Source organism: Arsenicicoccus sp. UBA2120, from assembly GCF_002330965.1.
Lineage (GTDB): Bacteria > Actinomycetota > Actinomycetes > Actinomycetales > Dermatophilaceae > Arsenicicoccus > Arsenicicoccus bolidensis.
Window position 1 is genome coordinate 2,829 of the sequence record NZ_DCYC01000066.1, and the last position, 16,672, is coordinate 19,500.

The 16,672-nt window shown below is 72.6% G+C and carries 16 protein-coding genes, 2 tRNA genes and 1 pseudogene; 7 read left to right on the forward strand and 12 right to left on the reverse strand.

Features of this window, described 5'->3' with window-relative positions:
* A partial coding sequence (locus tag B2P18_RS09450) for a class I tRNA ligase family protein (RefSeq protein WP_286958415.1) occupies window positions 1-849 on the forward strand: 849 nt, incomplete at its 5' end.
* A gap of 15 nt (window positions 850-864) precedes the next feature.
* On the opposite strand, the gene B2P18_RS09455 is transcribed toward B2P18_RS09450, so the two are convergent.
* A complete protein-coding gene (locus tag B2P18_RS09455; protein ID WP_286958422.1) occupies window positions 865-2,436 on the reverse strand; it encodes an acetyl-CoA acetyltransferase in 1,572 nt (523 codons plus the stop codon).
* Entirely contained in the window at window positions 2,433-3,029 is a 597-nt protein-coding gene (locus B2P18_RS09460) for a hypothetical protein (RefSeq protein ID WP_286958427.1), read from the reverse strand. The genes B2P18_RS09455 and B2P18_RS09460 overlap by 4 nt, the downstream gene beginning before the upstream one ends.
* Window positions 3,030-3,144: 115 nt before the next feature.
* Here B2P18_RS09460 and B2P18_RS09465 point away from each other — a divergent pair, with 115 nt between their 5' ends.
* From B2P18_RS09465 to B2P18_RS09485, 5 genes are read left to right on the forward strand one after another with little or no spacing between them, the layout of a single operon-like run.
* Window positions 3,145-3,897 (forward strand): DUF4129 domain-containing protein, encoded by a 753-nt coding sequence (locus tag B2P18_RS09465; RefSeq protein WP_286958432.1) that lies wholly within the window; start codon window positions 3,145-3,147, stop codon window positions 3,895-3,897.
* On the forward strand, window positions 3,894-4,397 hold the full coding sequence (locus B2P18_RS09470) for a hypothetical protein (protein ID WP_286958437.1): 504 nt from the start codon (window positions 3,894-3,896) through the stop codon (window positions 4,395-4,397). Before B2P18_RS09465 ends, B2P18_RS09470 begins: the two co-directional genes overlap by 4 nt.
* The gene (locus tag B2P18_RS09475) at window positions 4,394-5,377 is read left to right on the forward strand and encodes an AAA family ATPase (RefSeq protein ID WP_286958441.1); all 984 of its coding nucleotides are present in this window, start codon (window positions 4,394-4,396) and stop codon (window positions 5,375-5,377) included. The genes B2P18_RS09470 and B2P18_RS09475 overlap by 4 nt, the downstream gene beginning before the upstream one ends.
* Window positions 5,374-6,684 (forward strand): DUF58 domain-containing protein, encoded by a 1,311-nt coding sequence (locus B2P18_RS09480; RefSeq protein ID WP_286958446.1) that lies wholly within the window; start codon window positions 5,374-5,376, stop codon window positions 6,682-6,684. Before B2P18_RS09475 ends, B2P18_RS09480 begins: the two co-directional genes overlap by 4 nt.
* Window positions 6,681-7,295 carry a hypothetical protein gene (locus B2P18_RS09485; protein ID WP_286958448.1) on the forward strand — a complete coding sequence of 205 codons (615 nt, stop codon included), beginning with the start codon at window positions 6,681-6,683 and terminating at the stop codon, window positions 7,293-7,295. The genes B2P18_RS09480 and B2P18_RS09485 overlap by 4 nt, the downstream gene beginning before the upstream one ends.
* Before the next feature lie 49 nt (window positions 7,296-7,344).
* Here the strand turns inward: B2P18_RS09485 and clpX are convergent, their stop codons facing one another.
* The 8 genes from clpX to B2P18_RS09525 form a co-directional block, all read right to left on the reverse strand.
* Complete coding sequence (gene clpX / locus B2P18_RS09490; protein ID WP_029211170.1) at window positions 7,345-8,634, reverse strand: ATP-dependent Clp protease ATP-binding subunit ClpX; 1,290 nt, start codon at window positions 8,632-8,634, stop codon at window positions 7,345-7,347.
* Window positions 8,635-8,861: 227 nt separating this feature from the next.
* On the reverse strand, window positions 8,862-9,527 hold the full coding sequence (locus B2P18_RS09495) for an ATP-dependent Clp protease proteolytic subunit (protein ID WP_019287791.1): 666 nt from the start codon (window positions 9,525-9,527) through the stop codon (window positions 8,862-8,864).
* Between the two features lie 34 nt (window positions 9,528-9,561).
* On the reverse strand, window positions 9,562-10,188 hold the full coding sequence (locus B2P18_RS09500; protein ID WP_019287790.1) for an ATP-dependent Clp protease proteolytic subunit: 627 nt from the start codon (window positions 10,186-10,188) through the stop codon (window positions 9,562-9,564).
* Between the two features lie 273 nt (window positions 10,189-10,461).
* Window positions 10,462-12,204, reverse strand: coding sequence for a trigger factor (gene tig, locus B2P18_RS09505; RefSeq protein ID WP_286958458.1), 1,743 nt, complete (start codon window positions 12,202-12,204; stop codon window positions 10,462-10,464).
* Window positions 12,205-12,428: 224 nt separating this feature from the next.
* Window positions 12,429-13,067, reverse strand: coding sequence for a CoA transferase subunit B (locus B2P18_RS09510; RefSeq protein WP_019287788.1), 639 nt, complete (start codon window positions 13,065-13,067; stop codon window positions 12,429-12,431).
* A 3-nt stretch (window positions 13,068-13,070) separates the two neighbouring features.
* Complete coding sequence (locus B2P18_RS09515; RefSeq protein ID WP_286958460.1) at window positions 13,071-13,871, reverse strand: CoA transferase subunit A; 801 nt, start codon at window positions 13,869-13,871, stop codon at window positions 13,071-13,073.
* Between the two features lie 104 nt (window positions 13,872-13,975).
* On the reverse strand, window positions 13,976-15,184 hold the full coding sequence (gene pcaF, locus B2P18_RS09520) for a 3-oxoadipyl-CoA thiolase (protein ID WP_286958461.1): 1,209 nt from the start codon (window positions 15,182-15,184) through the stop codon (window positions 13,976-13,978).
* 92 nt (window positions 15,185-15,276) lie between these two features.
* Window positions 15,277-15,353, reverse strand: a tRNA-Pro gene (locus tag B2P18_RS09525).
* Window positions 15,354-15,490: 137 nt separating this feature from the next.
* Between B2P18_RS09525 and B2P18_RS09530 the strand changes: the two genes are divergently transcribed.
* A tRNA-Gly gene (locus tag B2P18_RS09530) sits at window positions 15,491-15,564 on the forward strand.
* A gap of 106 nt (window positions 15,565-15,670) precedes the next feature.
* Here the strand turns inward: B2P18_RS09530 and B2P18_RS09535 are convergent.
* Both B2P18_RS09535 and B2P18_RS09540 read right to left on the reverse strand, forming a co-directional pair.
* Complete coding sequence (locus tag B2P18_RS09535; protein ID WP_239261686.1) at window positions 15,671-15,886, reverse strand: hypothetical protein; 216 nt, start codon at window positions 15,884-15,886, stop codon at window positions 15,671-15,673.
* A 243-nt stretch (window positions 15,887-16,129) separates the two neighbouring features.
* A pseudogene (locus tag B2P18_RS09540) lies at window positions 16,130-16,510 on the reverse strand (RpiB/LacA/LacB family sugar-phosphate isomerase); the annotation flags it as partial.
* Window positions 16,511-16,672 lie beyond the last annotated feature (162 nt).

Here is a 16,672-nt window from a genome sequence, read left to right on the forward strand (position 1 = left end):
GACCGCAAGAAGATGAGCAAGTCCAAGGGCAACGCCACGACGCCCATCGACCTGCTCAAGCAGCACGGCACCGACGCGATCCGCTACTGGGCCGGGGCTGCTCGCCTCGGGACGGACACGGCGCTGGACGAGGCGCAGATGAAGGTCGGCCGTCGCCTGGCCATCAAGCTGCTCAACGCCAGCAAGTTCGCGCTGTCCTTCGGCGAGGTCTCCGGCGACCTGGTCGAGCAGGTGACCGAGCCCCTGGACCGGGCGATGCTGGCGTCCCTGGCCGAGGTCGTCGAGACCGCGACCGCGGGCTACGAGGCGATGGACTACACCCGCGCGCTGGAGGCCACCGAGACCTTCTTCTGGACCTTCTGCGACGACTACATCGAGCTGGTCAAGGACCGTGCCCACGGTGGCCGCGGCGAGGAGGGCGCCGCGTCCGCGCGCGCCGCGCTGCGCCTCGCGCTCGACGTGCTCCTGCGCCTGTTCGCCCCCGTCCTCGTCTACGCCACCGAGGAGGTGTGGAGCTGGTTCCGCGAGGGCACGGTGCACCGTCAGCCGTGGCCGACCGCGGACGAGCTGAGCACCGTTGCGGTCCGAGGCGACTCGTCACTGCTCGGCACCGTCTCCGCCGCGCTGGTGGGCGTCCGCAAGGCCAAGTCCGAGGCCAAGGTCGGCATGCGCAGCGAGATCACCGCGATGACGCTGACGGCGCCGGCCGCCCAGGTCGAGCAGCTGCGCCTCGCGGAGGCCGACCTGCGCGCCACCGGCAACATCAGCGGCCTGACCTACGGCGAGGGCGAGGCGCTCGCGGTGAGCGACGTCGAGCTGATCCCCGCCGAGAAGCGCCCGAAGGCCTGACCCCGCGGCGCCGGCCTAGTCGGTCAGGTCCGTCAGCTCGGCCAGGTCGGCCAGGTCGGCCAGGACGGCTGGGTCGCTGGTGCGGTGCATCGAGCGCACCCCGTCGGCGTCGCGGACCACGAGGGTCGCCTCGCGCGCCCCGTCCTTGGCGTGCGTGATCGTCCAGGTCTCCAGGCCGTCCCGTATGCCGGCGCCCGGCGTCAGGGCGGTGTGCTGCCCCGGGGCGCGGTGGGGCACGGTCGGCGCGGCGTCGAGGCGGCGCTGCACGGCTCCCGACTCGCCCGGTCGCCAGGCCCGTGGGGTGGTCGACCACAGCCCGACCGAGTACTTCGACAGCACCCCGCCGTTGCCGGTGGTGAGCGCGAAGTCCCCTGGGGCGCAGCGCAACCGGCGGACCGCCTCGGCAATCGCGTGCATGGTGTAGTCGTTGCCGGGGCCGCCGAAGTAGGGCAGCCCGCCGGTCAGCGTGAGCCCGCGCGGGTCGTCCGGGGCGAGGCCGATCCCGTCGCACACCGACGACACGGCGACGGGGAAGCAGGAGTAGAGATCGAGGTGGCGCACCTCGTCCAGGCCGGTGCCCGCCACCTCCAGGGCGGACCGCACCGCGGCGACGCCGGCCGGGTAGGCATCGAGGTCCGGTCGCTCCAGCAGGGGTCGCTCGACCGTGTCGCAGTGCCCGTGCAGATAGACCCAACGGTCTTGCGGCACACCAAGGCTCGCGGCGCGCTCGATCGACGCGACGATCACGGCGGCGCCCTGGTTGACCAGGTCGCGCGCCACGAGGAGCTTGGGATAGGGCTCGGCCACCATCCGGTTGCGCGGCGTCACGGTGAGCAGGTCTGCGGCAGAGAGGTTCTCGCGCAGGGCTGCGTGCGGGTGGTGGGCCGCGACCCGGGTGAAGGGCGCGAACAGCTCGCCCATCGAGGCTCCGTAGTCCGGGTCGTCCATCCCCGCCTGCGCCAGCCGGCGCTGCCGGGCCCGCTCGAGCAATGCGTAGAGGCGGGGGGCGTCGATCTGGCCGGAGTCGTCGAAGTCCACCAGCCCCTCGAGGCCGTGCCCGCGCCCCTCGTGCTGACCGCCCACGGCCTCGGACCAGCTCGGCCGCTCGGCCGCGGGGCGTGAGAGCAGGTGCCGCATGGTCGAGAGCGCCTCGGCGCCGCACGCCACCGCGACCTCGCAGTCGCCGCGGGCGATGCTCGCGGCGAGCTCCGTGACGAGGTGCTGCGGCCCCTGCCCGCCGGCCACGTCGGTCAGGACGTGGCGCGGGCGCAGTCCTGTGCGCGTGGCCACCGATCGCGGCACGTTGTCCGATCGGCCCAGCGGCGCGACGGCCTCCGGCGTCGAGACCTCGAACTGCGGGATGTCGGCCACCACGTCGACCGCCCGGTGCAACGCCCGCGCCCCCGCGCCCGGAGCAGCGTCCGCCAGGGCCTGCTCGACGGCTCGGGCCGCCAGCGCCACCGGCGACAGCGCAGCGTAGGCCGGGTCACCCAGCCGCTCGCTCCACTCCCCCACCCCGATGACGACCGGGGTGCGAGGGTCCAGGCCGACGGGCAGCCCGAGCACGGTCGCGGGGGCCACGGTCACGACGAGCCTCCCCGTCCGACGACCGGCCCCACGACCAGCCAGGGGGTGCTCCACCCGGCCAACGATACCCGCCCGTCGATGAAGGCCGCCAGGTCGAGCTCCAGCACCTCGCCGGCGGACGGCTCGAAGACGTCTACCCCCGCACCGTCGGAGGCAGGCACGAGCATCGTCACGTGACGAGGCAGCCACCGGCTCCCGACATACAGCAGGGCCGGTGAGTCTGGGGCGAGGGAGGTCTCCCAGGTGCGCAGGAGCTCCGCTCGCTCGGCTCGGCCGGCCCACCGGACGACGTGCCAGCGCACGGCCCGACGACGCACCCCGAGCACCCGGGCCAGCTCACGCGCCGCGCCCCACGGCGGCGTCCCGAGCGCGCGCGGCCACGGCAGCTGCCAGGACACGGGGCTCGCCAGCAGGCGGTTGGTGCGGTTGCGGACGACCAGCTCCTCGGGGACCAGGCCACGTCGCCGCACGCGGTCGGCATACGCCGGGTCCGTCAGCATGCGGGCCACCACCAGGCAGGTCGACCCACAGGTCGTGGGCGTCGACTGCCGTGGGGCCGGGAGGCCGCGGCGCAGGGAGAAGGCAAGAGCCATGGGACCACCTCACCACGTCCGAGCCCCCGTGCCCACCCCGGCCTGGCCGGCGTGGCAGGATCACTGGTCACTGAGCACTGGTCACTGAGCACGGACCGACGGGGGTGGAGGCACGATGGGCACGCGAGGACGCTCGGGGCTGCTGGCCGCCGCCCTGGCCCTGGTGATCGCCGCGCTCGTCTGGGCCACCGTGCGCGGCCCGGCCCTCGTGACGTCGGGGCCCCCACCCACGGCACCGAACGAGCGCGGGGTGCCGGACCCGCGGTCCCTGCCCGCCTCGGAGGTCGGCAGCGCTCCGGCGACCCCCGTCCGGCCCCAGGGTGGTGACGGGTGGGGCGGCCTGCCGGGCTGGCTCCCCTGGCTGCTCGTCGCGGCGATGCTCGTCCTCGCCGTGGTCGTCGCGCGCACGGTGGTCCGGAGGCTGCGGGCGCTGCCGCGCGACGATCGGGAGGACTCGCCGCTGGGTCCGGACCTGGTGCCCGAGCCCGTCCTGGACGAGGAGGCCGCGCGACAGCAGCGCGTCGCCCTGGCCGGCGGCACGCCCCGCAACGGCATCGTCGCGTGCTGGGTCGAGCTCGAGCGCCTGGCGGCGGCCGCGGGCAGCAGCCGGCGCGTGGCCGAGACGTCCGCCGAGTTCACCCGCCGCGTGCTGGCGGAGCAGCACGTGCCCGAGGACGCGATCGCCGCCCTGGCGGAGGCCTACCGCGAGGCGAGGTTCTCCAGCCACGAGGTCGACGAGGAGCTGCGGAGCTCCGCCGGTATGGCGCTCGACCGCCTCCACGACGCCCTCCTCGCCCGTGGCACCGCTACCAGCACCGCGGCGACCGCCCCGAGCACGGCAGCGGCCCGCGACGAGGAGCGCCCATGAGCCGCGCCCTGACCCGCCGCACCCTGACCCGCCGGGTCCTGGTGGGGCTGGTCCTGTGCCTCGTGGTCCTGGGCGGCGCATCCCTGCTCGGCGCGCGGCTCCACCCCGTCGTCGTGCCCGCCGCCATCGCGGCGGTCCTGGCTACCTGGTGGCGCCTCGCGGACCGGGCGCGCGCCGCGCGAGCCGGCTGGTCCGCGCCGTGGGCCCGCGACCGGGAGGTCCGGCGCACCCTCACCCACGACCGGCGGCTCAGCGCCCTCACCTGGGCGGTCCACGGCCTGCGCGACGGCCGCACCTGGGAGCGCACGCTGTCGCCGCTGCTGGTCGACCTGGTCGACCACCGGCTCCTCACCCACCACGGCGTGGACCGCGCCACCGACCCCGACCGCGCCAGGGAGCTGCTCGGGCCCGAGCTCTCCCGCCTGGTCGAGCACCCCCAGACCCCTCCGCGCTCGCAGGGAGCGCTCACCAGCCTGATCGCGAGGATCGAGAACCTATGAGCAGCAACGCCTCCCGCCCGACCGACGTCACGCTCACTTGCGCCCGGGTCCTCGACGCGGTCGAGACCGCCGTCGTCGGCAAGCGAGCGGGCCTCGAGCTCGTCCTCGCCGGCATCCTCGCGGGCGGTCACGTGCTGCTCGAGGACTACCCCGGCCTCGGCAAGACGCTGGCCGGGCGCTCGTTCGCGCAGGCGCTGGGCCTGACCTTCACCCGCGCCCAGTTCACCCCCGACCTGCTGCCCTCGGACCTGACGGGCTCCTTCCTCTACAACCAGGCCACCCACGAGTTCGAGTTCCGCGAGGGGCCGCTGTTCACCGGGCTGCTGCTCGCCGACGAGATCAACCGGACCCCGCCCAAGACCCAGGCGGCGCTGCTCGAGGCGATGCAGGAGCGCCAGATCACGGTGGAGGGCCGGACCTTTCCCCTGGCGGCGCCGTTCCACGTGCTCGCGACCGCCAACCCGGTCGAGCACGAGGGCACCTATCCCCTCCCCGAGGCCCAGCTCGACCGGTTCCTGCTGCGGGTGTCCTTCGGCTACCCGACGCCCGAGGAGGAGGCCGAGGTCGTGCGGCGCCGGCTCGGACGCCGGGCCGAGGAGCAGCAGGTCGAGCAGGTCCTCGCGCCGGGCGAGCTGCTCGACGCCCAGCGCGCGGTCGAGCTCGTCGAGGTCGACCCCTCGGTCGTCGACTACTGCGTCGACCTGGTCGGTGCCACGCGACGGCACGGGTCGGTCCAGGTCGGCAGCTCTCCCCGTGGCTCGCTGGCGCTCGTGACGGTGGCCCGCGCGTATGCCGTGGTGCAGGGCCGGGACTACGTCACGCCGGAGGACGTCAAGCACGTCGCCGTCCCCGCCCTCGCGCACCGCCTCACCATCAAGCCCGAGCTGTGGATGACGCAGGTGTCCGGCGCCACCATCGTGCGGTCCCTGCTCGACACCGTGCCCACGCCCGCCGCCCTCACCGGTGGCCACGGCCGATGACGGCACCCACCCGGGGCGGCCGCCCCGACGCCGCGGCCCGGCAGGCGGCCTGGTCGGCGACGCCGCACCACCTCGCCGTCGTGGGGGTGGGGGTGGCCCTGGCGGTCGCCGCCGTGCTGGGTCACCGGACGGACCTGCTCGTGGTCGCCATACCGCTGCTCGTCGTCGCCGTCCTGGGCGCGCTGGGCCGGCCCGAGCGACCCAGCCTGCTGCGGACCGGCGTCCGGTCGGACCGCCTGCCCGAGGGCTCCACGACCACCGTCACCGTGGACGTGGCGCACGACCCTCGCGCGGAGGCCCTGGGCGTCGACCTGGCGCCGAGCGACCGGCTGCGGCCCGAGGTGCCGCACGGCGCCACCAGCACCCTGCTCGACGGCGATCAGCACCACGGCGAGCAGCTGGTGTCGCCCGAGGTCTGGGGGCGGCACTCGGTCGGCCGCGGCGAGGTGCGCCTGTCGTCCGCCTGGGCCGCGCACTCCAGCCGGTTCCGGGCCGGCGAGGGCCACCCGCTGCTCGCCCTGCCCTCGCCCCAACGGCTTCCGCTCCGGTCGGACCAGCTGCGGCCCGCCCAGCAGCTCGGCCGCCACCTGTCCCGGCGCGCCGGCGAGGGCTCGGAGTTCGCCGAGATCCGGGCCTTCCGCCCCGGCGACCGGATCCGGCGCATCCACTGGCCGACCTCCGCCCGCACCGGCAGCCTGCACGTCCGGACCATGTATGCCGAGCAGGACGCCCAGGTCATGCTCCTGGTCGACGTGCTCAGCGACATCCCGCACGCCGACCCCGGCGCCCCGAGCAGCGTGGAGGCAGCGGTGCAGGCCGCGGCCCACGTCGCCGGGCACTTCACGACGGCCGGGGACCGCGTGGGGCTGCGCGTGCTCGGCGACACCGGTGTCCTGCCCGTCCCCGCCGGGACCGGCCGCCGCCACCTGCAGCGACTGCTCGGCGCCCTCGCCACCGTCGACCCCGCCAGCGACCGTCAGCCCGACGTGCAACAGCTGAGCCTGGGCCTCACGCCCGGATCGCTGTTGCTGGCCCTCACCCCGCTCACCTCGCGCGTCGTGGTCGACGCCGTGGTCGCCCTCTCGAGGCGCGGGCTGGACGTGGCGTGCATCGACGTCACCCCCACCGCCACGGTGGTCGACGAGGACGTCGAGACGATCGCCTGGCGCCTCCTCACCCTCGAACGCCGCCGCACGGCAGACCTGCTCGAGCACGAGGGCATCCCCGTCGTCGCCTGGCAGGACGCCTCCTCCGTCGAGGAGCTGCTTCGCCGGCTGCAGGCCCGTCACGAACGAGCCAGGGCATGAGCGGCACGAGGGCTACCAGAGGCGCGCGCGGCACGAGGGGCGCGCGGGCCGCGAGGGGGACGACGGGCGCGACCGGGATCGAGCGCGTCCTCACCCGCTGGCTCGTCGAGGCGCGATCCACCTCCGGGTCCCAGCTCGCGGTCCGCCTGCTGGGGATGCTGTGCGCCTGGGTCGTCCCCCTCGTCGCCGCGAGCGCCCACCAGCTGTCACCGGTGGGCTTCACGCTGGTGGTCCTGGGTGCGGTGATCGCGGCCGTCCGTCCGGAGCCCGCCGGTGGACCCGTGGCGCTGGCGTCGCTGGCGGCCTACCTGCTCGTCGCACCGCAGGACCCGGCGTCGCCGGTGGTGCTGCTGGTGGCAGGACTCGTGGTGGTGCACGTGGCCTGCGTGGCCGTGTCGACGACCGCGCCGAGCCCGGCGCGGCTGGACCCCCGCCTGGTGCGGCGCTACGCCGAGCGCTGCGTCGCGCTGACGGCCGTGGCGGCGATCACGTGGGGGCTGGGCCTGCTGGCGAGGTCCGTCCTGCCGGTCGCGCCCGTCGCCGTCGTCGCCGCTGCCGTGCTGGGGGTCGCCGCTGTGGCCTGGGTGACGACCAGCAACCGCTCGCGCTAGAGGTCGGCCGCCCCAGGCCGGGCGACCGTCATACCGGCTGGTCTGCCGGTCAGGCGGATTCCTTGCGCCGCTTGTCGGTCGCGCGGACGACGACGGGCGTGGCGCCCTCCTCGACGGTCTCGCGGGTGACCGAGACCTCGACGATGTCGTCGTCGGAGGGCACGTCGAACATGACCGGCAGGAGGATCTCCTCCATGATCGCGCGCAGGCCGCGGGCGCCGATCCCCCGCGCGATGGCCTTGTCCGCGATCGCGTCGATGGCCTCCTGCGTGAACGACAGCTCCACGCCGTCGATGTCCAGCATCTTGCGGTACTGCTTGACCAGGGCGTTGCGCGGCTCGGTCAGGATCCGCACGAGGGCGGACCGATCGAGCTCGTCGACCGTGGCCACGACGGGCAGGCGGCCGATGAACTCGGGGATGAGGCCGAACTTCATCAGGTCGTCCGGCTGCAGGTCGGCGAACCGCGGCGCCCCCGCCTCGCGCTGGGCGGCGATCGACGCCCCGAAGCCGAGGCCACGCTTGCCGGCCCGGGCCGTGATGATCTGCTCCAGGCCGGCGAAGGCGCCACCGACGATGAACAGCACGTTGGTGGTGTCGATCTGGATGAACTCCTGGTGCGGGTGCTTGCGCCCGCCCTGGGGCGGCACGCTCGCCGTGGTGCCCTCGAGGATCTTGAGCAGCGCCTGCTGCACGCCCTCGCCCGACACGTCACGGGTGATCGAGGGGTTCTCCGACTTGCGGGCGATCTTGTCGATTTCGTCGATGTAGATGATGCCCGTCTCGGCCTTCTTGACGTCGTAGTCGGCGGCCTGGATGAGCTTGAGGAGGATGTTCTCGACGTCCTCGCCCACGTAGCCGGCCTCGGTCAGGGCCGTCGCGTCCGCGATGGCGAAGGGCACGTTGAGCATGCGCGCCAGGGTCTGGGCGAGGTAGGTCTTGCCGCAGCCGGTGGGGCCGATCATCAGGATGTTGGACTTGGCGATGTCCACCTGCTCGTCGCCGCGCTTGGTGGCCGACGGCCCGGTGGCGGACCCGGCCGCCCCGGCGTTGATGCGCTTGTAGTGGTTGTAGACGGCGACCGCGAGGGAACGCTTCGCATCCTCCTGGCCGATGACGTAGGACTCCAGGAAGGTGAAGATGTCGCGGGGCTTGGGCAGCTCGTCGAGACCGGAGTCAGGAGCCTCGGACAGCTCCTCCTCGATGATCTCGTTGCACAGGTCGATGCACTCGTCGCAGATGTAGACACCCGGGCCCGCGATGAGCTTCTTGACCTGCTTCTGCGACTTGCCGCAGAAGGAACACTTCAGCAGGTCTCCACCGTCGCCGATGCGTGCCATCTGCCACCTCCACCTGTGCGAGACCGCCCCGTCCGGGCCGGTCCTGGACCGCCGACGCGCGAGCGTCGTCTTCTAGGACGGTACCTGGGACGACCCGCCCCAGCACCTGTTATCCCCTGCGCGTCACGGCAGGGCCCCGGGAGTTCAGCCGACAGCAGAATGCCCCGGTCGCGCCTCGGGCTGCCCGTCCGGCGTCGCCGGTCGGGCAGCCCGAGGGCTGGTCCAGCTCAGTCCAGCGTCGCCTTGCGGCTGGTCAGGACGGCGTCGATCAGGCCGTAGTCCTTGGCCGCCGCGGCGGAGAGGATCTTGTCGCGCTCGATGTCGTCGCGCACCTGCTCGGGGGTGCGGCCGGAGTGCTGCGCCAGCGTCTCCTCGAGCCAGGTCCGCATGCGGAAGATCTCGTTGGCCTGGATCTCGATGTCGCTGGCCTGACCACCGCCACCCTCGACGGCCGGCTGGTGGATCAGGACGCGGGCGTTGGGCAGGGCGTAGCGCTTGCCCGGCGCACCGGCGGCGAGGAGCACGGCCGCGGCCGAGGCGGCCTGGCCCACGACGAAGGTCTGCACGTCGGGGCGGATGTACTGCATGGTGTCGTAGATCGCGGTCATCGCCGTGAACGAGCCACCGGGGCTGTTGATGTACATCGTGATGTCGCGGTCCGGGTCCTGGGACTCGAGCACGATCAGCTGGGCGATGATGTCGTCGGCCGACGCGTCGTCCACCTGCACGCCGAGGAAGATGATGCGGTCCTCGAAGAGCTTGGTGTAGGGATCGGTCCGCTTCATGCCGTAGGAGGTGCGCTCCTCGAACTGCGGCAGGATGTAGCGGCTGGTGGGCATGACGGCACCGGGCTGGCCGGCAGCGCCGTGCATGGGCTGGGGGTGCTGGATCATCTGGGTCTCCGAGTGGGTCTTGTCGGTATGGCGATCAGGCGTCCGTGCCGCCGCTGCCGGGCGTCTGGACGGCGCGCTCGAAGACGTGGTCGACGAAGCCGTAGTCCTTGGCCTGGGCCGCGGTGAACCAGCGGTCGCGGTCGGAGTCGGCCGTGATCTTGTCCACCGGCTGGCCGGTGTGCTCGGAGATGAGCTCGGCCATCTCCTTCTTCATCGCGAGCAGCAGCTCGGCCTGGATCTTGACGTCCGTGGCGGTGCCGCCGATGCCGCCGAGGGGCTGGTGCATCAGGATGCGGGCGTGCGGGGTGGCGTAGCGCTTGCCCTTGGCCCCCGCGGACAGCAGGAACTGGCCCATGGAGGCGGCCATGCCCATCGCGACGGTGCAGACGTCGTTGGGGATCCACTGCATGGTGTCGAAGATCGCCATGCCGGCCGTCACCGAGCCGCCGGGGCTGTTGATGTAGAGCCAGATGTCCTTGTCGGGGTCCTCGGCCGAGAGCAGGAGGAGCTGGGCGCAGATCGCGTTGGCGTTGTCGTCGCGGACGTCCGAGCCGAGGAAGATGATGCGGTCCTTGAGGAGCCGCTGGTAGATGTGGTCGTCGAGACCGCCCTGGGGCGCGGCCGCTGCGACCGGGGTCGCGGGGACGTTGCTCTGGCTCACCGTGAGTCTCATCTCTCTGTCGCACTGGGGTGGCGCCCGGCCGGTGGACCGGCCTGGAGCGTCGCTTGCTGATGACACTAACGCCCGGCGCCGACACACCCTTCCCGTCGGGGCGCGTGTTCGCCGTGAGCGCACACCGCCTCGCCCAGCGCGTGAGCCACGCGACGGTGCGCTGCCGAGGCGGGACCGAGGGGATCTGGGACGGCGTGGAGCCCGCCACCTCTCGGTGACGGGCTCCTCGTGGAGTGCGGCCCGCGAGGCGGGCGTGCGGGATCAGGCGTCCGCGGCGTCCTCGTCCCTGGCAGCAGCCTTCTTGGCCGGGGCCTTCTTGGCGGGGGCCTTCTTGGCCGGCTTGCCCTCGGAGGCGTCGTCGGTCTCGTCGGCCTTGGCGGCAGCCTTCTTGGCGGAGGCCTTCTTGGCCGGCTTGGCCTCCTCCTCGGAGCCCTCGGCGGCGGCGTCGGTCGCGTCGGAGTCCTTGGCGGCAGCCTTCTTGGCCGGCGACTTCTTGGCGGGAGCCTTCTTGGCCGGCTTGGCCTCCTGCTCGGAGCCCCCGGCGGCGGCGTCAGCCGCGGCGGCGGCGTCGGTCGCGTCGGCCGCGTCGGCGTCCTTGGCAGCAGCCTTCTTGGCAGCAGCCTTCTTGGCCGGAGCCTTCTTGGCGGAGGCCTTCGTGGCCGGCGCGTCGTCGGAGCCCTCGGTGTCGTCGGAGGAGCCCGAGTCGTCGGAACCCTCGTCGCCGTCCTCGACCTCGACGTCCAGGTCGGACAGGTTGACCACGTTGCCGGAGGCGTCCTTGATCGTGATGTCCTCGAGCACCGTGGCGAGGGCCTTGCGGCGAGCGACCTCGCTTACCATGGAGGGCACCTGGCCGTTGGAGTCCATGATCTGGGCGAACTGGTTGGGGTCCATGCCGTACTGCTGGGCCTGCATCACGAGGTACTCGATGAGCTCCTGCTGGCCGACCTGGACCTCGCGCTCCTCGGCGATGGCGTCGAGGAGGAACTGGCCCTTCATGGCCTCGCGGACGTTCTTGGCCACCTCGTCGCGGTGCTCGGCGGTGTCGTGGCCCTCCTCGGAGCCCTCGGCGAAGTGGGACTCCACCTCGGCCTCGACCAGCGACTCGGGCAGCGGGATCTCGATCGTCTCGAGCAGCTGGGCCAGGACCTTGTCGCGGGCCTGGGCGCCCTGCTCGAACTTCTTGGCGCGCTCGGTCTGCGCGGTCACGTCGGCGCGCAGCTCGTCCATCGTGTCGAACTCCGACGCCAGCTGGGCGAACTCGTCGTCCAGCTCGGGGAGCTCGCGCTCCTTGACGGACAGGACCGTGATGGAGATCTCGGCGTCCTGGCCGGCGCGGTCGCCACCCGCGAGGGGGGCGGTGAACGTCTTGGTCTCGTCGGCCTTGACGCCGACCAGCTGGTCGTCCATGCCCTCGAGCATGTTGCCGGAGCCGATCTCGTAGGAGACGCCCGAGACCGAGTCGATCTCCTCGCCGTCGATGCTCGCCGACAGGTCGATCGACACGAAGTCGCCGGTCCTGGCGGCGCGGTCGACGCCCACGAGGCTGCCGAAGCGCTCCTGCAGCTGCGCCAGGTTGGCGTTGACGTCCTCGTCGGTCACCTCGACGTCGTCGACGTCCACGGTGATGCCCGTGAAGTCCGGCATCTCGATCGCGGGGCGGACGTCCATCTCAGCGGCGAAGGCCAGCTGCTGGCCGTCCTCGAGGGGGATCTCGGTGACGTCGACCTCGGGCTGCGAGAGCGGCTTGAGGCCGGTCTCGTCGATGGCCTGGCCGTAGAACTGCGGGAGCGCCTCGTTGACGGCCTCCTGCAGGACGGCGCCCTTGCCGATGCGCTGGTCGATGATGCGGGCGGGGACCTTGCCGCGACGGAAACCGGGAACCTGCACCTGCTGGCCGATGGTCTTGTACGCCGCGTCGATGCTCGGCTTGAGCTCCTCGAAGGGGACCTCGACGGTCAGCTTGACCCGGGTCGGGCTGAGGTTCTCGACGGCACTCTTCACTGCGGTTGCTCCAAGGTCTGTGCTAGAGGTCTGGGGGCCCTCGTCGGCGCCAGACCGCCACGCCTCGGTGGAGTCTGGGGAGGCGGCCGGCGACATCGACAAGGGGCCTCGGCCGAACCGAGGCTCTCGACATGCTATCGGCTCGCCCCGCCTATCCCTAACGGTCGTCCCGGCCGGGCCCGACACGGTGGTGCTCGGGCCCGGGCGAGGTCGGGCAGGTTCGGTCAGGTCAGGTCGACCGTGAAGTCGCAGCCGGTCTTGTCGCGGATCTCGTCCTCGGTGACCCCGTCGAACAGCTCGCGCAGGACCAGGCCCTCCGCGGTGACGTCGAAGACGCACAGGTCGGTGATGATCCGCTGGACGACGGCCTTGCCGGTGTAGGGCAGCGTGCACTCCTTCAGGATCTTGTGCGCGCCTCCCTTGGCGGTGTGCTCCATCAGGACGATGACCTTCTTGGCGCCGTGGACCAGGTCCATCGCGCCGCCCATGCCCTTGACCATCTTTCCGGGGATCATCCAGTTGCTGATGTCGCCGTGCTCGGACACCTGCATCGCACCGAGGATCGCGGCGTCGACCTTGCCGGAGCGGATCATCCCGAAGGACGTCGAGGAGTCGAAGTAGCTCGCGCCCTTGCGGACGGTCACCGTCTCCTTGCCCGCGTTGATGAGGTCGGGGTCCTCCGTGCCCTCCACCGGGTAGGCCCCGGTGCCGAGGATGCCGTTCTCGGACTGCAGGACCAGCTCGACGTCGTCCGCCACGTAGTTGGGGACCATCGTCGGCAGGCCGATCCCGAGGTTGACGTAGTCGCCGTCGTGCAGCTCCTGGGCGGCACGCTCGGCCATCTGCTCACGCGTCAGCGCCATGGCTCACGCCTCCTTCTGCTGCTGGTCGGCGGTGGCTGCGGGACGGACCGTGCGGCGCTCGATGCGCTTCTCCGCGGCCTCCTCGGGCGTCAGCGCGACGACGCGCTGGACGTAGATGCCCGGCAGGTGGACCTCGCCCGGGTCGAGCTCGCCGGGCTCGACGAGCTCCTCGACCTCGGCGATCGTCACGCGACCGGCCATGGCGCACACGGGGTTGAAGTTGCGGGCGGCCTCGCGGAACACGAGGTTGCCGTGCCGGTCGCCGCGCCACGCCCGCACCAGGCCGAAGTCGCAGGAGATGGCCTCCTCCAGGACGAAGGTCTTGGGCTCGCCGTCGACGTCGAAGACCTTGGTCTCCTTGGGCGGCGAGGTCTTGACGACCTTGCCGTCGGCGTCGTGCAGGAGGGGCAGGCCGCCCTCGGCGACCTGGGTGCCGGACCCGGTGAGGGTGTAGAAGCCGGCGATGCCGGAGCCCCCGCAGCGGAGCTTCTCGGCGAGCGACCCCTGGGGGGTGAGCTCGACCTCCAGCTCGCCGGTGAGGTACTGCCGCTCGAACTCCTTGTTCTCTCCGACGTAGGACGCATGGATGCGGCGGATCTTCTTGTCCGCCAGCAGGATCCCCATCCCCCAGTCGTCGACGCCGCAGTTGTTGGAGACCAGCTCGAGGTCCGTGGCCCCCTGCTCGTGCAGGGCCCGGATGAGCACGCTCGGGATGCCGCACAGACCGAACCCGCCGACCGCCAGCGAGGCTCCGTCGCCGATGTCGGCCACGGCCTCCTCGGCGGAGGACACCACCTTGTCCATGTCTTTCCTTCCTCACTACGTCGTGACGGATGTCGTGCTGGATGTCGTGATGGATCTGCGGGAACCCTATCGGCGGCCCGGAACCCGTCTCGGTCAGGGGCCTGTCAGGGGCGGGAGAGCAGCATGGCGACGCCCTGACCGACGCCGACGCACATGGTGGCGAGGGCGTGGTCGTGCCCGTCGTCGGCCAGCGTGATCGCAGCCGTCAGCGCCAGGCGGGCCCCGCTCATGCCGAGCGGGTGGCCGAGCGCGATGGCCCCACCGTGCGGGTTGACGTGCGCCGCGTCGTCGGGCAGCCCGAGGTCGCGCAGGACCGCCAGGCTCTGGCTGGCGAAGGCCTCGTTGAGCTCGATCACGCCGACGTCGTCCAGCTCGACACCCCTGCGGGACAACACCTTGCGGACGGCCGGGACGGGCCCGTAGCCCATCACCCGGGGGGCCAGGCCGGCAGCGGCGGCGCCGTCGATGCGGGCCAGCGGCTCCAGGGAGAACCTCTCGACCGCGCTCTCGCTGGCGACCAGCAGCGCCGCGGCGCCGTCGTTGACCCCGCTGGCGTTGCCCGCCGTGACGGACCCACCTGGGAACAACGGCCGGAGCCGACCGAGCGTCTCGAGGCTGCCCAGGCGGGGGTGCTCGTCGGTGTCGACGACCGTGGGGTCGCCCTTGCGCTGCGGGATCGTGACGGGCGCGATCTCGGTCGCGAGCCGGCCGCTCGCGATGGCGGCGGCCGCGCGCTCCTGCGAGCGCTGGGCGAAGGCGTCCTGGTCCTCGCGGCTGACGCCCCAGTCGTCGGCGACGTTCTGGGCGGTCTCGGGCATGCTGTCCACGCCGTAGCGGTCCCGCATGGCCGGGTTGACGAAGCGCCACCCGATCGTCGTGTCGTGGACCTCGGTGCTGCGGCTGTAGGCGCTCTCGGCCTTGGGCATCACGAACGGCGCCCGGCTCATCGACTCGACCCCGCCTGCCACGTAGAGGTCGCCGTCGCCGGCGAGGATGCCCCGGGCCGCCGCCGCGACCGCGTCCAGGCCGCTCGCGCACAGGCGGTTGACGGTGACCCCGGGCACCTGCTCCGGCAACCCGGCCAGCAGGGCCGCCATACGGGCCACGTTGCGGTTGTCCTCGCCCGCCTGGTTGGCGCAGCCCAGGACCACGTCGTCGACCTGGTCCCACGCCATCGAGGGGTGGCGCTGCACCAGGGTGCGGATCACGTGGGCCGCGAGGTCGTCGGGCCGGACCGGGGCGAGCGCTCCGGCATACCTGCCGATCGGGGTGCGCACGCCGTCGACGATGTATGCCGTCCTCGCTGCCGTCATGCCCCTAGCCTGCCACGGCCGAGCGGGCACCGCCGACGGGGGCTGCCAGGATGCGCGTGGGCCCGCCGGAGACGTCCGGCGGGCCCACGTGGTGGTCGGGCTGACAGGATTTGAACCTGCGACATCGTGCTCCCAAAGCACGCGCGCTACCAAGCTGCGCCACAGCCCGTGAAGCCTCGATCCTACCGGTCCCGACCGCGGGCTCGGGACGCGTGACCGGCGGGGCGGGGTGTCGGATTTCCCGCGGGCCCGGTCGGCGAACTACCCTGTGCAGTGCTCGTCCTGACGGATCCCGTCGGGCGACCTGCGGGTGTAGCTCAATGGTAGAGCCCTAGTCTTCCAAACTAGCTACGCGAGTTCGATTCTCGTCACCCGCTCCAGCCCGCCCCACCAGGCGGCACGAAGGCCCGGTCACCTCTCCTCGGAGGGCGGCGGGGCCTTCGTCATACGGTCAGCTCGACGGCCGGTGGCCGCCGGTGGGAGGCGTCAGAGCCGGCGGCGGTCCAGCATCGTCCAGAACGCCCCGACAGCAGCGACCAGGCCGACGAGGGACGCGAGCGCGAACGGCGCCATCCCCATGACGATCGCGACGACCGAGGCGAGGGCGAGGAGCACCCCCAGCGCGACCAGGGCCGGGACGACCAGCCAGGTGAGGACGGGGGCCTGCGGGGTGCGGGTGGAGTGACCGGCGTGGACGGCCATGGGGACTTCCTCAAGGACGGGGAGCGAGCGGGCTGTTCGCTCTCCACTAGAACAGACTGCGAGACGCTACGTGTCCGAAACACCCGAACGAGATGCGCCGTTCGCCTGACCTTCACCCGGACGGTCCGGTGCAGGAGGGACAGTTCGGACAGGGTCTGGACACGCACCGTGACGACGCGGGTGGGGTCCCAGCCGCCACACCCGTCACATCCGTCACACCTGACGTGAGGGTTTGCCATGCGGTCAGCGCGCGCTCTCGGGCAGCTCGGGCAGCTCCCCCGACGCCTCGTAGTGGTCCAGCATCGCGATGCGGCGGGCGTGGCGCTCGACCCCCGAGAACGGCGTGGCGACGAAGGTGTCCGCGATCGCCAACGACTCCTCCGGCGTGGTGAAGCGACCGCCGATGGAGCAGACGCGCGCGTCGTTGTGCTCGCGCGCCAGTTCGGCCAGCTCGGGGTTGTAGCAGAGCGCGGCACGCACGCCCTCGACCTTGTTGGCGGCCATCTGCTCGCCGTTGCCGGAGCCGCCGATGACGATGCCGAGCGAGCCCTTGTCGTCGAGGACGGCCTGCGCCGCGTCGACGCAGAACGGCGGGGAGTCGTCCTCCGCGGCGTTCTCGTGGGGGCCGGGGGCGACCGGCTCGCGGACCGGATCGGGGGGCCCGGGGGGGGGGGGGGTTTTTTTGGGCCCTTAGCGGGGGGGGGGAGGGGGGGGGCCCCCGCCGGGGGGGAAGCCCCGCCCCCGCCCGGGGGGGGGGGGCCGGTGCCGCCCCCCCCCCCCCCCCCC